Source organism: Sphingomonas paludis (assembly GCF_053502515.1).
Map to the genome: position 1 here is coordinate 849,458 of NZ_CP187558.1, position 14,331 is coordinate 863,788.

A 14,331-nucleotide genomic window follows, 5' to 3' on the forward strand; every position below is an offset into this window, starting at 1 on the left:
GTGTGCCGGGCCTTTTTTTCATCCGTTTCGGATCGTTCCGCGAAACATTCTGACAAAAACCGTCAGATGCTGGCAAAGACCAATCGAACCGACTAGGTTAATGTCCAAAAGTGGGGAACTCGGGTCGATGCAACTGGAGTTTGCGCTGCCTTCGGCAGAAGTGGCGCCGTATGTATCTGTCTTTTACCTGTTCAGGGACAATTCCCCGGTATTCGAGGGCATCGAGCGCGCGGATGTGGGTCAGATCCGGTTCATGCTCAGCGGACAGGGTGCGCTTTCCTTTCCCGGCGGATATGTCGAACAATCTACGCCGATCATGGTCAACGGGCCGGGCACGGGGGCCGCATCCTACCGGGTCGACGGACCCTTTCACTGTTTTGGGGCATCGTTGCGGGCGATCGGATGGGGCGCAGTGATCGGCCTGTCGGCGGCCGACCGCGCCGACCATGTGACCGATGGCAGCCTGTTGTTCGGCGAAGAGGGGCTGGCACTGCTGGAGCGGTGCCGAACCCTGGACACGCTGGCCGAGATGGTGGCGCTGGCCGAGCCGTTCATCCTGCGCCGGGCCAAGCTGCACCCGGTGCCCGACGACCACCGGCATGTGTGCGAGGTGGTGCGCCAGTGGCTGACCCAGCCGGGCCAGATCCGCGTCGCCGACCTGTTCGCGGCATTGCCGATGTCGGAGCGACAGGTGACGCGGCTGGTGAACCGATATTATGGCGGCCCGCCCAAGTTCCTGGAGCGCAAGTTCCGCACCCTGCGCGCGGCGACCGAAATCGCGACCGGGCGTCCCCCGTCGGAGGTTGCCGTCCATTTCTACGACCAGCCGCACATGATCAACGAGATCCGCCATTTCACCGGACACACGCCGGGCACGCTTGGCGCACAGATGGATCCCGTGCTGGCGATGACCCTGCGCGAGGAGCGATTCGGCGAACTGGCCCCGCTGGTGTTCCCCAACGGCACGGGTTGACGGACAGGGGGCAAAGGGCCATCTGCCTAATCGGAACAAATTGATCCGATTTGAGAATAGCTCGCAAATGCGCCTGTCTGCCCAAGCCGATTATGCCGTCGTCATGCTGAGTGCCGCCGCCCGGCATTGCGGCGTGTCGGGCCGCTTGAATGCCACCATCCTGAGCGACGAAACCGGACTGCCCCTGCCGACGGTGCAGAAACTGGTCAGCCGGTTGTCGGCGGCCGGGCTGATCGAGAGCAGTAGGGGCACCGGCGGCGGTTTCCGCCTGTCGCGCCCGCCGGCCGCCATCACGCTGGCCGACATCATCGAGGCGATCGAGGGGCCGATCGCCATGACTGCGTGCGTCGAACATGGCCGCAGCGATTGCGCGGTCGAGGCGGAATGCCGGGTGAAACCGCACTGGCCCCGGGTCAACGGCGCGGTGCGCGGTGCGCTTGCGGGCATCAGCCTTGCCGCCCTGTCCTCCACTCCTGCGCTTGAAGCGAACGGAATCTGATCATGGCTACCAAGAACGCAGAGGCGATCGCCGCCGCCAACAAGAAGTACGAGTGGGGCTTTTCGTCCGACATCGAACAGGAATTCGCGCCCAAGGGATTGAGCGAGGATACGGTCCGCTTCATTTCGGCCAAGAAGAACGAGCCCGAGTGGATGCTGGAATGGCGGTTAAAGGCCTATCGCCACTGGCTGACCATGACGCCGCCCGACTGGGCCAAGCTGAACGTCCCGCCGATCGATTACCAGGACGCCTATTATTACGCGGAGCCTAAGGCGAAGCCCAAGCTGGGTTCGCTGGACGAGGTCGATCCCGAGATCCTGCGCGTCTATGAAAAGCTGGGCATTCCGATCGAGGAGCAGAAGCTGCTGGCCGGGGTCGAGGGCGGCACGCCGCCGCGCCGGGTCGCGGTGGATGCGGTGTTCGACAGCGTGTCCGTCGCCACCACCTTTCGCAAGGAGCTGGAGGCGGCGGGGGTCATCTTCCGGTCGATCAGCGAGGCGATCCGGGAATATCCAGACCTGGTCCGCAAATGGCTGGGCAAGATCGTGCCGATGCACGACAATTACTTCGCGGCGCTGAATTGCGCGGTCTTTTCCGACGGAACGTTCGTGTACATTCCCGAGGGCGTGCGCTGCCCGATGGAGCTTTCGACCTATTTCCGGATCAATGCCGAGAATACCGGCCAGTTCGAACGCACGCTGATCGTCGCCGACAAGGGTGCGTACGTCTCCTATCTGGAGGGCTGCACCGCGCCGATGCGCGACGAGAATCAGCTGCATGCCGCCGTGGTCGAACTGGTCGCGCTGGACGATGCCGAGATCAAATATTCGACGGTGCAGAACTGGTATCCCGGTGACGAGAACGGCGTCGGCGGGATCTATAACTTCGTCACCAAGCGGGCGCTGTGCCAGGGGCGCAACAGCAAGGTCAGCTGGACGCAGGTGGAAACCGGCAGCGCGATCACCTGGAAATATCCCAGCTGCGTGCTGAACGGCGAGAACAGCGTCGGCGAATTCTATTCGGTCGCGGTGACCAATGGCCGGCAACAGGCCGATACCGGCACCAAGATGATCCACAACGGCAAGGGGACGCGGTCGACGATCGTGTCCAAGGGGATCAGCGCGGGGCGGAGCGACAACACCTATCGCGGGCTGGTGCGCGTGGCACCGGGCGCGGAGGGCGTGCGCAACTTCACCCAGTGCGATTCGCTGCTGCTGGGCGACCAGTGCGGCGCGCATACCGTGCCCTATATCGAGGTGCGGAACCCCAGCGCGCAGATTGAGCATGAGGCGACGACCAGCAAGATCAGCGAGGATCAGCTGTTCTATGCCATGCAGCGGGGACTGGATCAGGAGGCGGCGGTTGCCCTGATCGTCAACGGCTTTGCGCGCGAGGTGTTGCAGCAATTGCCGATGGAATTCGCGGTCGAGGCGCAGAAGCTCTTGGGCATCAGCCTTGAGGGGAGCGTGGGGTGATTTCGCCCTTGCTGGCCTTGACCTTGTTTACGGTTCAGGACGCTGCGCCGCCCGTTGATACGGGCGAAGACATCGTCGTGAGTGCGACGGTGGGCAAGATCGCGCTGGTGTTCGACAAGGGCAGCGACGGGCGGCTGCATAATTGTCGCGTGCTGCTGTCGTCGGGCGTGCGGCGGCTGGATGACCGGGCGTGCAACAATCTGCCCGATTGCGTGACCGTCGAGGGCGGCGAGACGTTTTGCGGCGACCGGATCGATGGCCGGGTGGCGGCATTGCCCAAGCCTGTCACTTTGCCCCCGCCCGGCGTTGCCATCGGCGCGATCCTGAAGCCCGAGCCAAAGGCGGTGCCCGCCACCGGCCCCGCCCTGCGCGAGGGCGAGACGCAATCGGCGGACCGCCTGGGACGGCTGCCCCCGCCGCCGCGCGACACAAGCGGGGGGCCGGGCATCCAGATCGGGCCGGTCACCACCAATCAACGGCCGGACGACCGGCTCAATCCCCTTGGACGAAGCGAGATTCCCAGTGCTGACGATCGATAACCTCTCCGCCGAAATTGACGGCAAGACCATCCTTAAGGGCCTGTCCCTGACCGTGAATGCGGGCGAGGTTCATGCGATCATGGGCCCGAACGGCGCGGGCAAGTCCACGCTCGGATATGTGCTAGGCGGGCGGCCCGGATATGAGGTGACGGGCGGTTCCGTGACGTTCGGGGGTACCGACCTGCTGGAACTTGAGCCGCATGAGCGGGCCGCGGCGGGGCTGTTCCTGGGGTTCCAGTATCCGGTCGAGGTGCCGGGCGTATCCAACCTGCAATTCGTGCGCGAGGCGCTGAACGCTCAGCGCAAGGGACGGGACGAGGCGCCGTTGTCGGGCGCGGAGTTCATCAAGCTGGCCCGCGCACAGGCACAGGCGATCGGCATGGACCCGGAAATGCTGAAGCGGCCGGTGAATGTCGGCTTTTCCGGCGGCGAGAAGAAGCGGAACGAGATGGTGCAGATGGGCATCATCGACCCGCGCCTGGCCATTCTGGACGAGACGGACAGCGGGCTCGACATCGACGCGCTGAAGGCGGTGGGCGACGGGATCAACCGGATCATGCGCGCGCCCGACAAGGCGGTCATCCTGATCACCCATTATCAGCGGCTGCTGGATTATGTGCGGCCGGATTTCGTGCATGTGCTGGCCGATGGCCGCATCGTACGCACCGGCGGGCCGGAACTGGCGCTGGAACTGGAGCGCGAAGGCTATGCCGGGGTGGCGGCATGAGGCTGGACGCGACCCATCGCCTGGCTGATTTGCAAGCCAATTTCCGGGCGAACAGCTCGACGTCGATGCCGATTGCGGGGACGGTCTACTGGCTGATCGTCGGTGCAGCTTCGCTGGTGCTCGACTCGAATACGGTGGCGTTCATCGTGCTGATCGGCAGCGGGATGATCCTGCCCGCTGGCCTGATCTTCGACAGGGCGCGCGGGCTGGCAAAGCATCGGCCGGATGCGACGGGCAATCCGCTGACCCCGATGTTCCTTAAGGGTACGGCGGTGGTGGTGCTGATGTGGCCGCTGGTCATCCTGGCGGCCCAGGCGGCGCAGGAGCCGAACCTGATCGTGCTGGGCGGCGCGGTGCTGATGGCGCTGGTGTGGATTCCCTATGGTTCGGCGGCGGACGATCCGGTCGGGATGCACCATGCGGTCGGGCGGCCGGTCGCGGCCTATGCCGCCTATCTGCTTGCGCCCGAACCCTATGTCGCCACCGCGATCAGCGCGGTCGTTGTACTGAGCTATGCCTATACCTTCCTGTTCATGAAACGGCCGTCATGACCCTGACCCTTCCCACAAAGCGTGATGAAGCGTGGCGCTATGCCAATCTGGATGCGCTTGCGCGGGTGTGGCCGAAACTGGATGCGCCGGAGCATATCGTGGTCCCGGCGGGCGAGGCGCGAACGGTGCTGATCCCGGCGCTGGAGCCGGTGGACGGGGTGGCGGTGCGCGCGATCCAGGCGGAACTGGGCGAAGGCGCATCGTTGAACGTCCAGGCGCTGGTGGCTGGGTGCGATTACGCCCGCTTGTCGGTCAACGTCCGCCTCTCGCGTGGCAGCCATTTCGAGCTGGGCGGCGCGATCCTGGGGTCGGGCGAGCAGACGCTGGAGATCGTGACCGACGTCCATCATGTCGAGCCGGAAGCGACAAGCAACCAGGTGGTGCGCTCCGTCCTGTCGGGTCGTGCGACCGGCAGCTATATCGGCGCGGTTCGGGTGGCGCGCCATGCGCAGAAGACCGATGGCAACCAGTCGGTCAAATCGATGCTGCTCGACCGGACGGCGACTGCCAATGCCGTGCCGCAGCTCGAGATCTTCGCCGATGACGTGAAGTGCGCGCATGGTGCGACCGTGGGCGAATTGGACAAGTCCGGCCTGTTCTACATGGCGGCGCGCGGTATCCCGCCGGAGATCGCCAAGCGGCTGATGCTGCAGGCGTTCCTGGCCGAGGCGTTCGCGGCGGCGGGCGAGGCGGGCGAGGCGCTGGAACAGGCGGCGCAGGCGCGGCTTGAGGCGATGCTGTGAGCACGCTGATCGCGCCGGAAACGCTGGCTTTGCGGGGGGATTTCCCGGGTGTCGGTGACTGGCATTATCTGGATACCGCCGCGACGGCGCAGAAGCCGCAGGCGGTGATCGATGCCATCGCGCGCGCCTATGGTCCCGATTATGCGACGGTGCATCGCGGCGTGTACAAGCGCTCGGCGGATATGACGATCGCCTATGAGGCAGCGCGGACGCGGGTGGCGCGGTTCATCGGGGCGGCCTCCCCGGACGAATGCGTTTTCGTCCGCGGTGCGACCGAGGGGATCAACCTGGTCGCCCATGGCTGGGCCGCGAATGTGCTGAAGCCCGGCGACCGCATCCTGTTGTCCGCACTGGAGCATCACAGCAACATCGTGCCGTGGCAGATGGTGGCAGAGCGGACGGGCGCTGCGGTCGACGTGGTGCCGCTGACCCCCGATCATGCCATCGATCTGGATGCGATGGCGGCGATGATCCGGCCGGAGCACCGGATCGTTGCGCTGGCGCATGTGTCCAACGTGACCGGTGCCGTGCTGGACGGCGCCCGTGCGGCGGAGATCGCCCATGGCGTGGGCGCGAAGTTGTTGCTGGACGGGTGCCAGGCCGCGCCTCGGCTGGCGCTCGACATGCAGGCGCTGGATTGCGATTTCTACGTGCTGTCGGGCCACAAGCTCTATGGCCCGACCGGCATCGGCGTGCTGTGGGGCCGGGCCGAGCTGCTCGATGCGATGCAGCCGATGCAGGGCGGCGGCGCGATGATCGACCGGGTGACCTTCGAGGGGACGACCTATGCCCCGCCGCCGGGCCGGTTCGAGGCGGGGACGCCGCATATCGTCGGGGTCGCCGGGCTGCACGCGGCGATCGATTATGTCGATGCCATCGGGCTGGACCGCATCCATGCGCATGAGGCCGCACTGGTGACGGCGACGCGGAGCGCGCTTGGCCAGCTCAATTCTGTCCGGCTGATCGGGCCGGACGATGCCGCCGGGATCGTCAGTTTCGAGGTGAAGGACGTGCATCCGCACGATGTCGGCACCATATTGGACGAGGAAGGCGTGGCGATCCGTGCCGGGCACCACTGCGCCCAGCCTCTGATGGACCTGCTGAAGGTGCCGGCGACGGCCCGGGCGAGCTTTGGCATTTACAATGACATGGACGATGTGGCGGCCCTGATCCGCGGCATCGAGCGAGTGACGAGGATTTTTTCGTGAGGATTGGCGGATGAACGAGCAGCGACCGATCGCCATCGAGGAAGTGGATGCGGTGGCATCGCCGCCCAAGGCGCGCGTGGACGATATGCCCATGGGAAGCCCGCGCGAGACGGTGGAGCGCAAGCGCGATTATCTGGACGGGTTCCTGAAGCAGGCGCCGGCTGGGGTCAGCGAAACCGAGCCGGGCGGGGCGCTGTACGAAGCGGTGATCGAGGCGCTGAAGGAAATCTATGACCCCGAAATTCCGGTCAATATCTATGACCTGGGCCTGATCTATAATGTCGAGGTTGCGGATGGCGGCCATGTCGTCGTGACGATGACGTTGACGACGCCGCACTGCCCGGTCGCCGAATCGATGCCGGGCGAGGTGGAACTGCGCGTCTGTGCCGTCCCGGGCGTGTCGATGGCGGATGTGAACCTGGTCTGGGACCCGGCATGGGATCCGGGCAAGATGAGCGACGATGCGCGGCTCGAACTGGGGATGTTGTGATGACGACGAGTACGACGCGCCAGCGGCCCAGCGCCGTGATCCTGACCGAGCGGGCGGAGGCGCGGATCGCCGACCTGATGTCGCGCGCACCGGAAGGATCGATCGGCGTCAAGCTGTCCACCCCGCGCCGGGGCTGTTCGGGCCTGGCCTATTCGGTGGATTATGTGACGGCCGCCAATCCGATGGACGAACGGATCGAGACGCCGGGCGGCACGTTCTTCGTCGATGGCGCGTCCGTCCTGTATTTGATCGGATCGACCATGGACTGGGTGGAGGATGATTTCACCGCCGGGTTCGTGTTCGCCAATCCGAACGCCAAGGGTGCGTGCGGATGCGGGGAGAGCTTTACGGTCTGAACTTCGGGTTTTCGACCAGCAGCCTGAGCCGTTCCAGCCCGGCCACCCATGCCCGTTCGCGGGCATCCCGGCCGGACGGATCGGCAAAGGGCCGTTCGGTCAGCGTCAGTTCCACTTCGTCCCCCTCCGCCCAGAATTGCAGCGTCAGCGTTCGCGGCGGAACCCCGTCCAGGTCGATGATCAACGCATCGCGCGCCACCACGTCGCGGAACCGGCCGCGATCGACCCGCTCGCCCTCGGCCTGACTGAACGTCACGATCAGGAAGGCGCCGCCGGGCCGCCCGACAATCTCGGTCATCAGGACCCGCTGTTCCGGCGTGGTCCACCACTGTGCCAGCATGACGGCATTGGTCCAGGCCGCCATGATCGTGTCGATATCGGTCTTGAAGCGCCGCAACAGCGTGATGCGGAGCGCCGGTGGCATCGTCAGGCCCAAAAGCCCAGGGGATCAAGGGGGAACGGAATACAGGGGCCAGCGACAAGCATCGCCCTTTATCCCTTCGCATTTGCACAAATGCAAGGGTGCGGCGCAGCATTTTTGGAGACAGGGCTGGGTTGCCGACCGACCGGCAAGGCTGCGGAGAATCGCCCAAAACTTTCCCGAATACAAGACTTGTTCTGCGACTCGCGGTGATTCACTGTCTGTCCTGCACCAGGCAGGTGCATCTAGGCTTCAACTAGCGAAAGGAGGTGATCCGATGTCTCATGGTTCAGCAATGGGGTCGGTTCAGTTCGTTCGGGAGACGCGCCGCTAAGCATCGGACACGGACGGAAGCCCTCCGTCCGTGGTGGCATCCGGGGGGTATCCTCCCCCAATCAACGGTTGCCGGTCCGATGAAGCGGTCCGCATGGTCTCCCGGGCTGGAGCTCTCCGGCCGCTGACCATGTCGGAGGTCGCCGGATGCCCTTGGTGGGGCTCCGGCGGCCTCTTTCATTTTGGGGCAGGTGCCGTACCCCCCGTCACAACAACATGCTGACCAGATAGCGCGCGACGAGCAGCAGCAGCACGATCCGGGACGCCCGTTCCCCCCGGACCGCCATCGCCGCGCCGATCAGCAGGATCAGCACGCCGGTCATCGCCAGCACCACCGGCCGCTGGAACGCGGCATCGAGCGGCGGCGTGATCCAGTAGAACAGGATCTGCGCGGCCAGCAGCATCAGCAAGCCGCCAAGCACGATCCGCCGCACCCGGAAATAATGCTCGTCCAGATCCGCCAGCTGCTCCGGTTCGCGGGGAAAGACCAGATGCGCCGCCAGATAATAGGCCCCGGCAAAGAAGGTGACGAACATCAGGCTGTCGCCGGACACGGTGATGACCGACCGGGCATACCAAGCCGCCGACCAGAAGGAGAGCAGATCGATCAGCACGAAGATGCCGAGCAGCGGGGTAAGCCAGCCGATCCGGATGGCATTGCCGGGGCGCAGCCGCACCTCGATCACCCGGGCAAGGCCGCCGAGCAGCTCGGCGAGCGACAGGCCGAGAAGCAGCCCGTAAAGGGAAAAGACAAACTCGAAATCGCTCATGCGGCAGCCCCGGTTTCTGTCCCTATTCCCCATCCGGTCGCCCGGTGCAAAGATCAATGGCCCAGCCGATATCGATCGACGGGGCGCGGGGGGTGTCGGCGGATCAAGCGAACAAAAGCATCGACGCCGCCGGAACCGGAACGGTCCTGTTCCGGTTGTGCTGGGCAAGCATAAAGGATCCCATGTCCCAGGCCGTCATTCCCGCCGCAACGTTGATCCTGTTCCGCGCCGTGGCGGGCGGGGCGCCCGAATTGCTGTTCGTCGAACGGTCTGCCGCAATGGCCTTTGCCGGCGGGGCGCTGGTCTTTCCAGGCGGGCGGGTGGACGGGGCCGACCGGACGCTGGCCGGCATTACGGGCGATGCGGATGACTGGGAGGAGGCGGCTCGGATTGCCGCCATCCGCGAGACGATCGAGGAAGCGGGCGTGGCGTCGGGCATCGACCGGACCGATCCGGCGACGGTCGCGGCGATCCGCGCGGCACTGGCGGACGGAGCGACGCTGGCGACGGCGCTGGCCGATTCGGGCGCGGCGCTGCGGCTGGAGGCGCTGACGCCCTATGCCCGCTGGCGGCCGGATTTCGAGCATTCGCGGGTGTTCGACACCCGGTTCTATATCGCGCGGTTGCCGGACGATGCGCCGGAACCGGTGGTGGATGGCACGGAGAATGTGCGCCTGTTCTGGGCCAGCGCGGCATCGGTACTGGGACAGGCCAAGCGGGGCGTGGTGCGGCTGATCTTTCCGACGCGATGCAAGCTGGAGCGACTGGCCACTCATGCGGATTTCGATGCCGCCGTGGCAGCGGCGCGGCGCTGGCCGATCCGGACCATCACGCCGTGGATGGAACAAGAGGCGGGTGGCGACTGGATCGCCATTCCCGATGACCTTGGCTATCCCGTCACCCGGATGCCCGCAGCCACGGCGTTGCGGGCATGAGGGCGGTGCGGCGGACCATCACGCTGATCGTCGTCTTGGCGCTGCTGGCGGCAGGCGGCCTGTTGCTGTTCGCAGCGGCAAGAGAGCGCCCGCAGGACATACCATGGACCGAATTGAGCCTGGCCCAGCCGGTGGGCATGTTTACCGGGCGCAAGCTGACCGCCCTGGGCGAGGATTTCCCGCAATGCCAGGTGCTGATGGACCGGGCCGGGGTGCGGATCGAGCCGTTGCCGCCGGTCAGCGACGGGCAGTGCGGCTATGACGACGCCGTTCAGCTGATCGAGGGCGGGGCGCGCACGACGGCGCTGCGCCCGGCGCGGGTGGGCATGGCCTGTCCCGTCGCCGCTGCGCTGGTGGTGTGGGAATGGCAGGTGCTGCAACCCGCAGCGCGCCGCCATTTCGGGGCCGATGTCCGGGTGGCGCGCATCGACCATCTGGGCAGTTACAGCTGCCGGCGCATGTATGGGCGGAGCGAAGGCGCGTTCAGCGAACATGCCACCGCCAATGCGCTGGACGTTGCCGGGTTCGGCCTGTCCGACGGCACGCGGGTCCGTCTGATCGCGGACTGGGACGATCCGGGGGCGAAAGGCGCCTTCCTGCGCGAGGTACGGGACGGGGCGTGCGACCTGTTCGCAACCGTCCTGTCGCCCGATTACAATGCCGCCCATGCCGATCATTTCCACCTGGATCAGGCAGCGCGCGGCGGCATGGGCTGGCGGGCGTGCAGGTGAATGATTGCCCCGGTTGCTGGGCGCCAGACCGGCGTTAGGATGGGTCAGTTCGGCAGGGCGTTGTGATCCACCTTTTCCACCCACGCGGGGAAAAATGCCGGCTGCCGGGTCGACCAGCCGCTGGCGGTCGCTGCCGCCTCGCTGATCGATTGCAGTAGCTTGCGCCGCAGATCCGGGTGAAGCTGGGGCAGGGCCGCCGCCGAGCAGAAGGCGGCGGGCAGCCATGGCCGGGATTCGGCACCGATCAACCGTTCATACAGGAAGCGATAGGCAGAAAAGCTCTGCAACCGTCCCTGACCCAGATCGAAGGCGGACATGGAAATCAGCGGTCCCATGAACGGTTCGACCGCATCGAGGCCGCTGTCGTCGGGCACTACGGCGCGCAGGTCGGGCAGCCGGTCGTAGATGCGGGCCTGGGCACGGATGCTGGCCGCCTCCACCACATCGCGAGACCAGCGGGACAGGGCATCGTCGCGGTCCAGCCCGATATCCAGCGATCGCCGGATATAACGCTGCGTCGCGGCGGTGAACCCCGCAAACTCTTTCATTTCCGCCAGCGTCATCGCACCTTGTGCCGGCTTCGACCTGCTTGCCATCTCCCAGCTCCTACCCGTCATGGGTTCATCGACCCGTGCATCCTGCGCCCGGATGGTTAACGGATTGCTTAACCCTCCGTTTGCCGATGTTCATTCAGTCGAACACAATCCTTGCCGCATTGCAACAAAGGTTGCGACGAACCGCGCAGCCCCGATTTTTAGCCCGTCGAACAGTCGGAAGCTGGCAGGGGGAGCCGTGATTGGAAAGCGCGGGGCTTTGCGTAGCAGCGTCAGCCGGGCTAGCCTGCCGCGCAACCCCATTCCCCCGGAGTAGATGATGGTGCGTTTTGTCCTGCCAGCGATGCTGGCCCTGCTGGCTGCCTGTTCGGCGGGCGATCCGTCCAGCCCGGCTGCGGCCGACCGGACGGTCGCCCCCGTGCTGCTGACGCCGGAGGCGCGCGACGTCCACAGCTATGCCCGCCCCGCCGAGGCGCGGGTGACGCATGTCGCGCTCGACCTGAACGTCGATTTCGATGCCCGGCGGCTGAACGGTACCGCGACCCTGGATATTCAGGCGGCGGACGATGCCAAGGTGGTGGTCCTGGATACCCGCGACCTGGCGATCGAGGCTGTGACCGACCCCGAGGGCAAGGCACTGAACTGGACCATGGGCGCGGCGGACAAGGTGCACGGCGCGCCCATGACCGTCGACATGGGCAAGGCGCGGCGCATCAGCATCCGCTATGCCACCACCCCGGGCGCCGCGGCGTTGCAATGGCTGACGCCTGCGCAGACGGCAGGCAAGCAGCATCCGTTCCTGTTCAGCCAGGGGCAGGCCATCCTGAATCGCAGCTGGATTCCGACCCAGGACAGCCCCGGCATCCGCCAGACATGGGAAGCGCGCATCACCGTGCCCGACCCGCTGGTCGCGGTGATGAGCGCCGACGGCAATGTCGCGGGCGACGCGATGGTGCAGGGCGAGGGTGCGGGTGAGGGCAAGCGCGCTTTCAGCTTCGTCATGGACAAGCCCGTCGCCCCCTATCTGATCGCGATTGCCGTGGGCGACATCGCGTTCCAATCCACGGGACCGCGCACCGGCGTGTTTGCCGAACCGGCGACGCTCAAGGCATCGGCGGCCGAGTTCGCCGATCTGGAAAAGTTCGTCGATGCGGCCGAGGGGTTGTACGGTCCCTATCGCTGGGGCCGGTACGACGTGATCGTCCTGCCGCCCAGCTTTCCCTTTGGCGGCATGGAAAACCCGTTGCTGACCTTTGCCACGCCGACGGTGATCGCGGGCGACAAGTCGCTGGTCAGCCTGATCGCGCACGAACTGGCGCACAGCTGGTCGGGCAACCTGGTCACCAACGCGACCTGGGACGATTTCTGGTTGAACGAAGGCTTCACCAGCTATTTCGAGAACCGGATCATGGAGGCGATGTACGGCAAGCGGCGCGCCGACATGGAGGCCGACCTGGCGTGGACGGCGATGCAGGAGGCGCTGGAGGCGGCGGGCGGCACGGGGCCGGACACGCAGCTGCACCTGAACCTGACCGCCGAACGCGATCCGGACGACGGCATGACCCAGGTCGCCTATGACAAGGGCGCGACGTTCCTGCGCACGCTGGAACAGGCAGTGGGCCGGGAACGCTGGGACAGCTATCTGCGCGGCTATTTCGACCGGCACGCGTTTCAGCCGCAGACGAGCAAGGGGTTTCTGGCGGACCTGCGCACCAACCTGATCAAGGACGATGCGGCGCTGGAACAGAAGCTTCAGCTCGACCGCTGGGTCTATCAGCCCGGCCTTCCCGACAATGCCGTGCATATCGTGTCGGACGCGTTTCCCGCGATCGACAAGGCAGCGCTCGCCTTTGCCAATGGCGTGCCCGTCGGCGACGAGCTGGGGCAGGTGACGACGTGGGAAAAGGTCCGGTTCCTGGACGCATTGCCCCGCACCCTGTCGCGCGAGCGGCTGGAGACGCTGGACCGGCAGTTCGATTTTTCGAACAGCGGCAACAGCGAGGTCCGCTTTGCCTGGCTGAAGCTTGCCATCGCCAACCGGTATGACCCGGCGCTGGCGTCGGCCGAGCAGTTCCTGATGAGCCAAGGGCGGCGCAAGTTCGTGCTGCCCCTGTTCACGGTGCTGATGGAACAGGGCGAATGGGGGAGGGGATTCGCCCGGCGGCTCTATGCACGCGCGCGGCCGGGCTATCATTCGGTGACCGCCAACAGCGTGGATGCGGTGGTCGGGCGGCCATAATCGGCGACATCGACACCAGTCGTCGCCACCGAAACACCGTTCGTCGGAAAAGGTTCCGACGAACGGTTCGGCCCCCTTTCCTTCGCAAGCGCGGGATGCTTGTTAGGCTTCACAAAGTCCGGGGTCGCACTGGGGGTTTTAATGAAGCTGGTCGCTGCAACAGCGCGTTTTGCGCTGCTGGTAAGCTGTTGCCTGATGATGGCGACGCCCGCACAGGCGCGGTTCTGGCAGTGCGTGACCTTTGCCCGCGAAGTTTCCGCCGTTCAGCTGTTCGGCAATGCCCATACCTGGTGGGCGCAGGCCGCCGGCACCTATGAGCGCGGCAACACCCCCGCGGTCGGCGCGGTCATGTCGTTCAAGTCGCATGGCAAGATGCGGCTGGGCCATGTCGCCATGGTGTCCCGGATCGTCAGCGACCGCGAAGTACTGCTGACCCATGCCAACTGGTCGCGGCGCGGCGGCGTCGAGCGCGATGTGCGCGCGGTGGACGTATCGGCAGCGGGCGACTGGAGCCAGGTGAAGGTGTGGTACGGCCCGATCGGCGGCTTGGGCACCAGCAGCTATCCCGTCAACGGCTTCATCTATCCCAAGGGCATGACCGAGGCCGATGCCATCGCGCCGGTGACCACCGCCGGCAATGGCGGGCGCGATACGATCGTCGCGGTCAACGACTGAACCCTGCCGACATTACACGAACTCCGGCACTCCGGCATTGAGTCGGGGTAAAGCTGCCTTGATCTCGAAAGAAGCCTAGCCCCGGCTCAAGGCCGGGGCGACGAAAGAGGGA

At 65.7% G+C, this 14,331-nt stretch carries 17 protein-coding genes; 14 read left to right on the forward strand and 3 right to left on the reverse strand.

Annotated features, from left to right (window positions below; all coding sequences use genetic code 11):
• Positions 1–127: 127 nt before the first annotated feature.
• The 10 genes from ACPVPU_RS04030 to ACPVPU_RS04075 all read left to right on the forward strand — a co-directional run bounded on the left by ACPVPU_RS04030 (position 128) and on the right by ACPVPU_RS04075 (position 7,561).
• Positions 128–973, forward strand: a complete 846-nt coding sequence (locus tag ACPVPU_RS04030) for a helix-turn-helix domain-containing protein (protein ID WP_448659666.1) — start codon at positions 128–130, stop codon at positions 971–973.
• 67 nt (positions 974–1,040) lie between these two features.
• Complete coding sequence (locus ACPVPU_RS04035; RefSeq protein WP_448659668.1) at positions 1,041–1,472, forward strand: RrF2 family transcriptional regulator; 432 nt, start codon at positions 1,041–1,043, stop codon at positions 1,470–1,472.
• A 2-nt stretch (positions 1,473–1,474) separates the two neighbouring features.
• A complete protein-coding gene (gene sufB / locus ACPVPU_RS04040; RefSeq protein ID WP_448659669.1) occupies positions 1,475–2,947 on the forward strand; it encodes a Fe-S cluster assembly protein SufB in 1,473 nt (490 codons plus the stop codon).
• Positions 2,944–3,486, forward strand: a complete 543-nt coding sequence (locus ACPVPU_RS04045; protein WP_448659671.1) for a hypothetical protein — start codon at positions 2,944–2,946, stop codon at positions 3,484–3,486. Before sufB ends, ACPVPU_RS04045 begins: the two co-directional genes overlap by 4 nt.
• Positions 3,470–4,213 (forward strand): Fe-S cluster assembly ATPase SufC, encoded by a 744-nt coding sequence (sufC, locus tag ACPVPU_RS04050; RefSeq protein WP_448659672.1) that lies wholly within the window; start codon positions 3,470–3,472, stop codon positions 4,211–4,213. The genes ACPVPU_RS04045 and sufC overlap by 17 nt, the downstream gene beginning before the upstream one ends.
• Positions 4,210–4,764 (forward strand): DUF7010 family protein, encoded by a 555-nt coding sequence (locus ACPVPU_RS04055; protein ID WP_448659673.1) that lies wholly within the window; start codon positions 4,210–4,212, stop codon positions 4,762–4,764. Before sufC ends, ACPVPU_RS04055 begins: the two co-directional genes overlap by 4 nt.
• Positions 4,761–5,507, forward strand: a complete 747-nt coding sequence (locus ACPVPU_RS04060) for a SufB/SufD family protein (RefSeq protein WP_448659675.1) — start codon at positions 4,761–4,763, stop codon at positions 5,505–5,507. The genes ACPVPU_RS04055 and ACPVPU_RS04060 overlap by 4 nt, the downstream gene beginning before the upstream one ends.
• On the forward strand, positions 5,504–6,715 hold the full coding sequence (locus ACPVPU_RS04065; RefSeq protein WP_448659676.1) for a cysteine desulfurase: 1,212 nt from the start codon (positions 5,504–5,506) through the stop codon (positions 6,713–6,715). The genes ACPVPU_RS04060 and ACPVPU_RS04065 overlap by 4 nt, the downstream gene beginning before the upstream one ends.
• A 10-nt stretch (positions 6,716–6,725) precedes the next feature.
• Complete coding sequence (locus ACPVPU_RS04070) at positions 6,726–7,205, forward strand: SUF system Fe-S cluster assembly protein (protein ID WP_448659677.1); 480 nt, start codon at positions 6,726–6,728, stop codon at positions 7,203–7,205.
• Complete coding sequence (locus ACPVPU_RS04075; RefSeq protein WP_448659678.1) at positions 7,205–7,561, forward strand: HesB/IscA family protein; 357 nt, start codon at positions 7,205–7,207, stop codon at positions 7,559–7,561. The genes ACPVPU_RS04070 and ACPVPU_RS04075 overlap by 1 nt, the downstream gene beginning before the upstream one ends.
• Here the strand turns inward: ACPVPU_RS04075 and ACPVPU_RS04080 are convergent.
• Entirely contained in the window at positions 7,551–7,985 is a 435-nt protein-coding gene (locus ACPVPU_RS04080; RefSeq protein WP_448659680.1) for an SRPBCC family protein, read from the reverse strand. The two genes, ACPVPU_RS04075 and ACPVPU_RS04080, sit on opposite strands and share 11 nt — an antisense overlap.
• Before the next feature lie 536 nt (positions 7,986–8,521).
• A complete protein-coding gene (locus tag ACPVPU_RS04085; RefSeq protein ID WP_448659682.1) occupies positions 8,522–9,085 on the reverse strand; it encodes a hypothetical protein in 564 nt (187 codons plus the stop codon).
• Positions 9,086–9,267: 182 nt separating this feature from the next.
• Here ACPVPU_RS04085 and ACPVPU_RS04090 point away from each other — a divergent pair, with 182 nt between their 5' ends.
• Entirely contained in the window at positions 9,268–10,020 is a 753-nt protein-coding gene (locus ACPVPU_RS04090; protein WP_448659683.1) for an NUDIX hydrolase, read from the forward strand.
• Entirely contained in the window at positions 10,017–10,751 is a 735-nt protein-coding gene (locus ACPVPU_RS04095; protein ID WP_448659684.1) for an extensin-like domain-containing protein, read from the forward strand. Before ACPVPU_RS04090 ends, ACPVPU_RS04095 begins: the two co-directional genes overlap by 4 nt.
• 44 nt (positions 10,752–10,795) lie before the next feature.
• Here the strand turns inward: ACPVPU_RS04095 and ACPVPU_RS04100 are convergent, their stop codons facing one another.
• Positions 10,796–11,347, reverse strand: coding sequence for a hypothetical protein (locus tag ACPVPU_RS04100; protein WP_448659685.1), 552 nt, complete (start codon positions 11,345–11,347; stop codon positions 10,796–10,798).
• Between the two features lie 274 nt (positions 11,348–11,621).
• Between ACPVPU_RS04100 and ACPVPU_RS04105 the strand changes: the two genes are divergently transcribed.
• Complete coding sequence (locus tag ACPVPU_RS04105) at positions 11,622–13,544, forward strand: M1 family metallopeptidase (RefSeq protein WP_448659686.1); 1,923 nt, start codon at positions 11,622–11,624, stop codon at positions 13,542–13,544.
• A 141-nt stretch (positions 13,545–13,685) separates the two neighbouring features.
• Positions 13,686–14,219, forward strand: coding sequence for a CHAP domain-containing protein (locus ACPVPU_RS04110; protein WP_448659688.1), 534 nt, complete (start codon positions 13,686–13,688; stop codon positions 14,217–14,219).
• Positions 14,220–14,331: the final 112 nt, after the last annotated feature.

Excerpts from the sequence above, each read along its gene's own strand:
- ACPVPU_RS04030 (WP_448659666.1), top strand. The coding sequence starts at position 128 with ATGCAACTGGAGTTTGCGCTGCCTTCGGCAGAAGTGGCGCCGTATGTA.
- ACPVPU_RS04035 (WP_448659668.1), top strand. The coding sequence starts at position 1,041 with ATGCGCCTGTCTGCCCAAGCCGATTATGCCGTCGTCATGCTGAGTGCC.
- sufB (WP_448659669.1), top strand. The coding sequence starts at position 1,475 with ATGGCTACCAAGAACGCAGAGGCGATCGCCGCCGCCAACAAGAAGTAC.
- ACPVPU_RS04055 (WP_448659673.1), top strand. The coding sequence starts at position 4,210 with ATGAGGCTGGACGCGACCCATCGCCTGGCTGATTTGCAAGCCAATTTC.
- ACPVPU_RS04060 (WP_448659675.1), top strand. The coding sequence starts at position 4,761 with ATGACCCTGACCCTTCCCACAAAGCGTGATGAAGCGTGGCGCTATGCC.
- ACPVPU_RS04070 (WP_448659677.1), top strand. The coding sequence starts at position 6,726 with ATGAACGAGCAGCGACCGATCGCCATCGAGGAAGTGGATGCGGTGGCA.
- ACPVPU_RS04075 (WP_448659678.1), top strand. The coding sequence starts at position 7,205 with ATGACGACGAGTACGACGCGCCAGCGGCCCAGCGCCGTGATCCTGACC.
- ACPVPU_RS04080 (WP_448659680.1), bottom strand. The coding sequence starts at position 7,985 with ATGCCACCGGCGCTCCGCATCACGCTGTTGCGGCGCTTCAAGACCGAT.
- ACPVPU_RS04085 (WP_448659682.1), bottom strand. The coding sequence starts at position 9,085 with ATGAGCGATTTCGAGTTTGTCTTTTCCCTTTACGGGCTGCTTCTCGGC.
- ACPVPU_RS04090 (WP_448659683.1), top strand. The coding sequence starts at position 9,268 with ATGTCCCAGGCCGTCATTCCCGCCGCAACGTTGATCCTGTTCCGCGCC.
- ACPVPU_RS04095 (WP_448659684.1), top strand. The coding sequence starts at position 10,017 with ATGAGGGCGGTGCGGCGGACCATCACGCTGATCGTCGTCTTGGCGCTG.
- ACPVPU_RS04100 (WP_448659685.1), bottom strand. The coding sequence starts at position 11,347 with ATGGCAAGCAGGTCGAAGCCGGCACAAGGTGCGATGACGCTGGCGGAA.
- ACPVPU_RS04105 (WP_448659686.1), top strand. The coding sequence starts at position 11,622 with ATGATGGTGCGTTTTGTCCTGCCAGCGATGCTGGCCCTGCTGGCTGCC.
- ACPVPU_RS04110 (WP_448659688.1), top strand. The coding sequence starts at position 13,686 with ATGAAGCTGGTCGCTGCAACAGCGCGTTTTGCGCTGCTGGTAAGCTGT.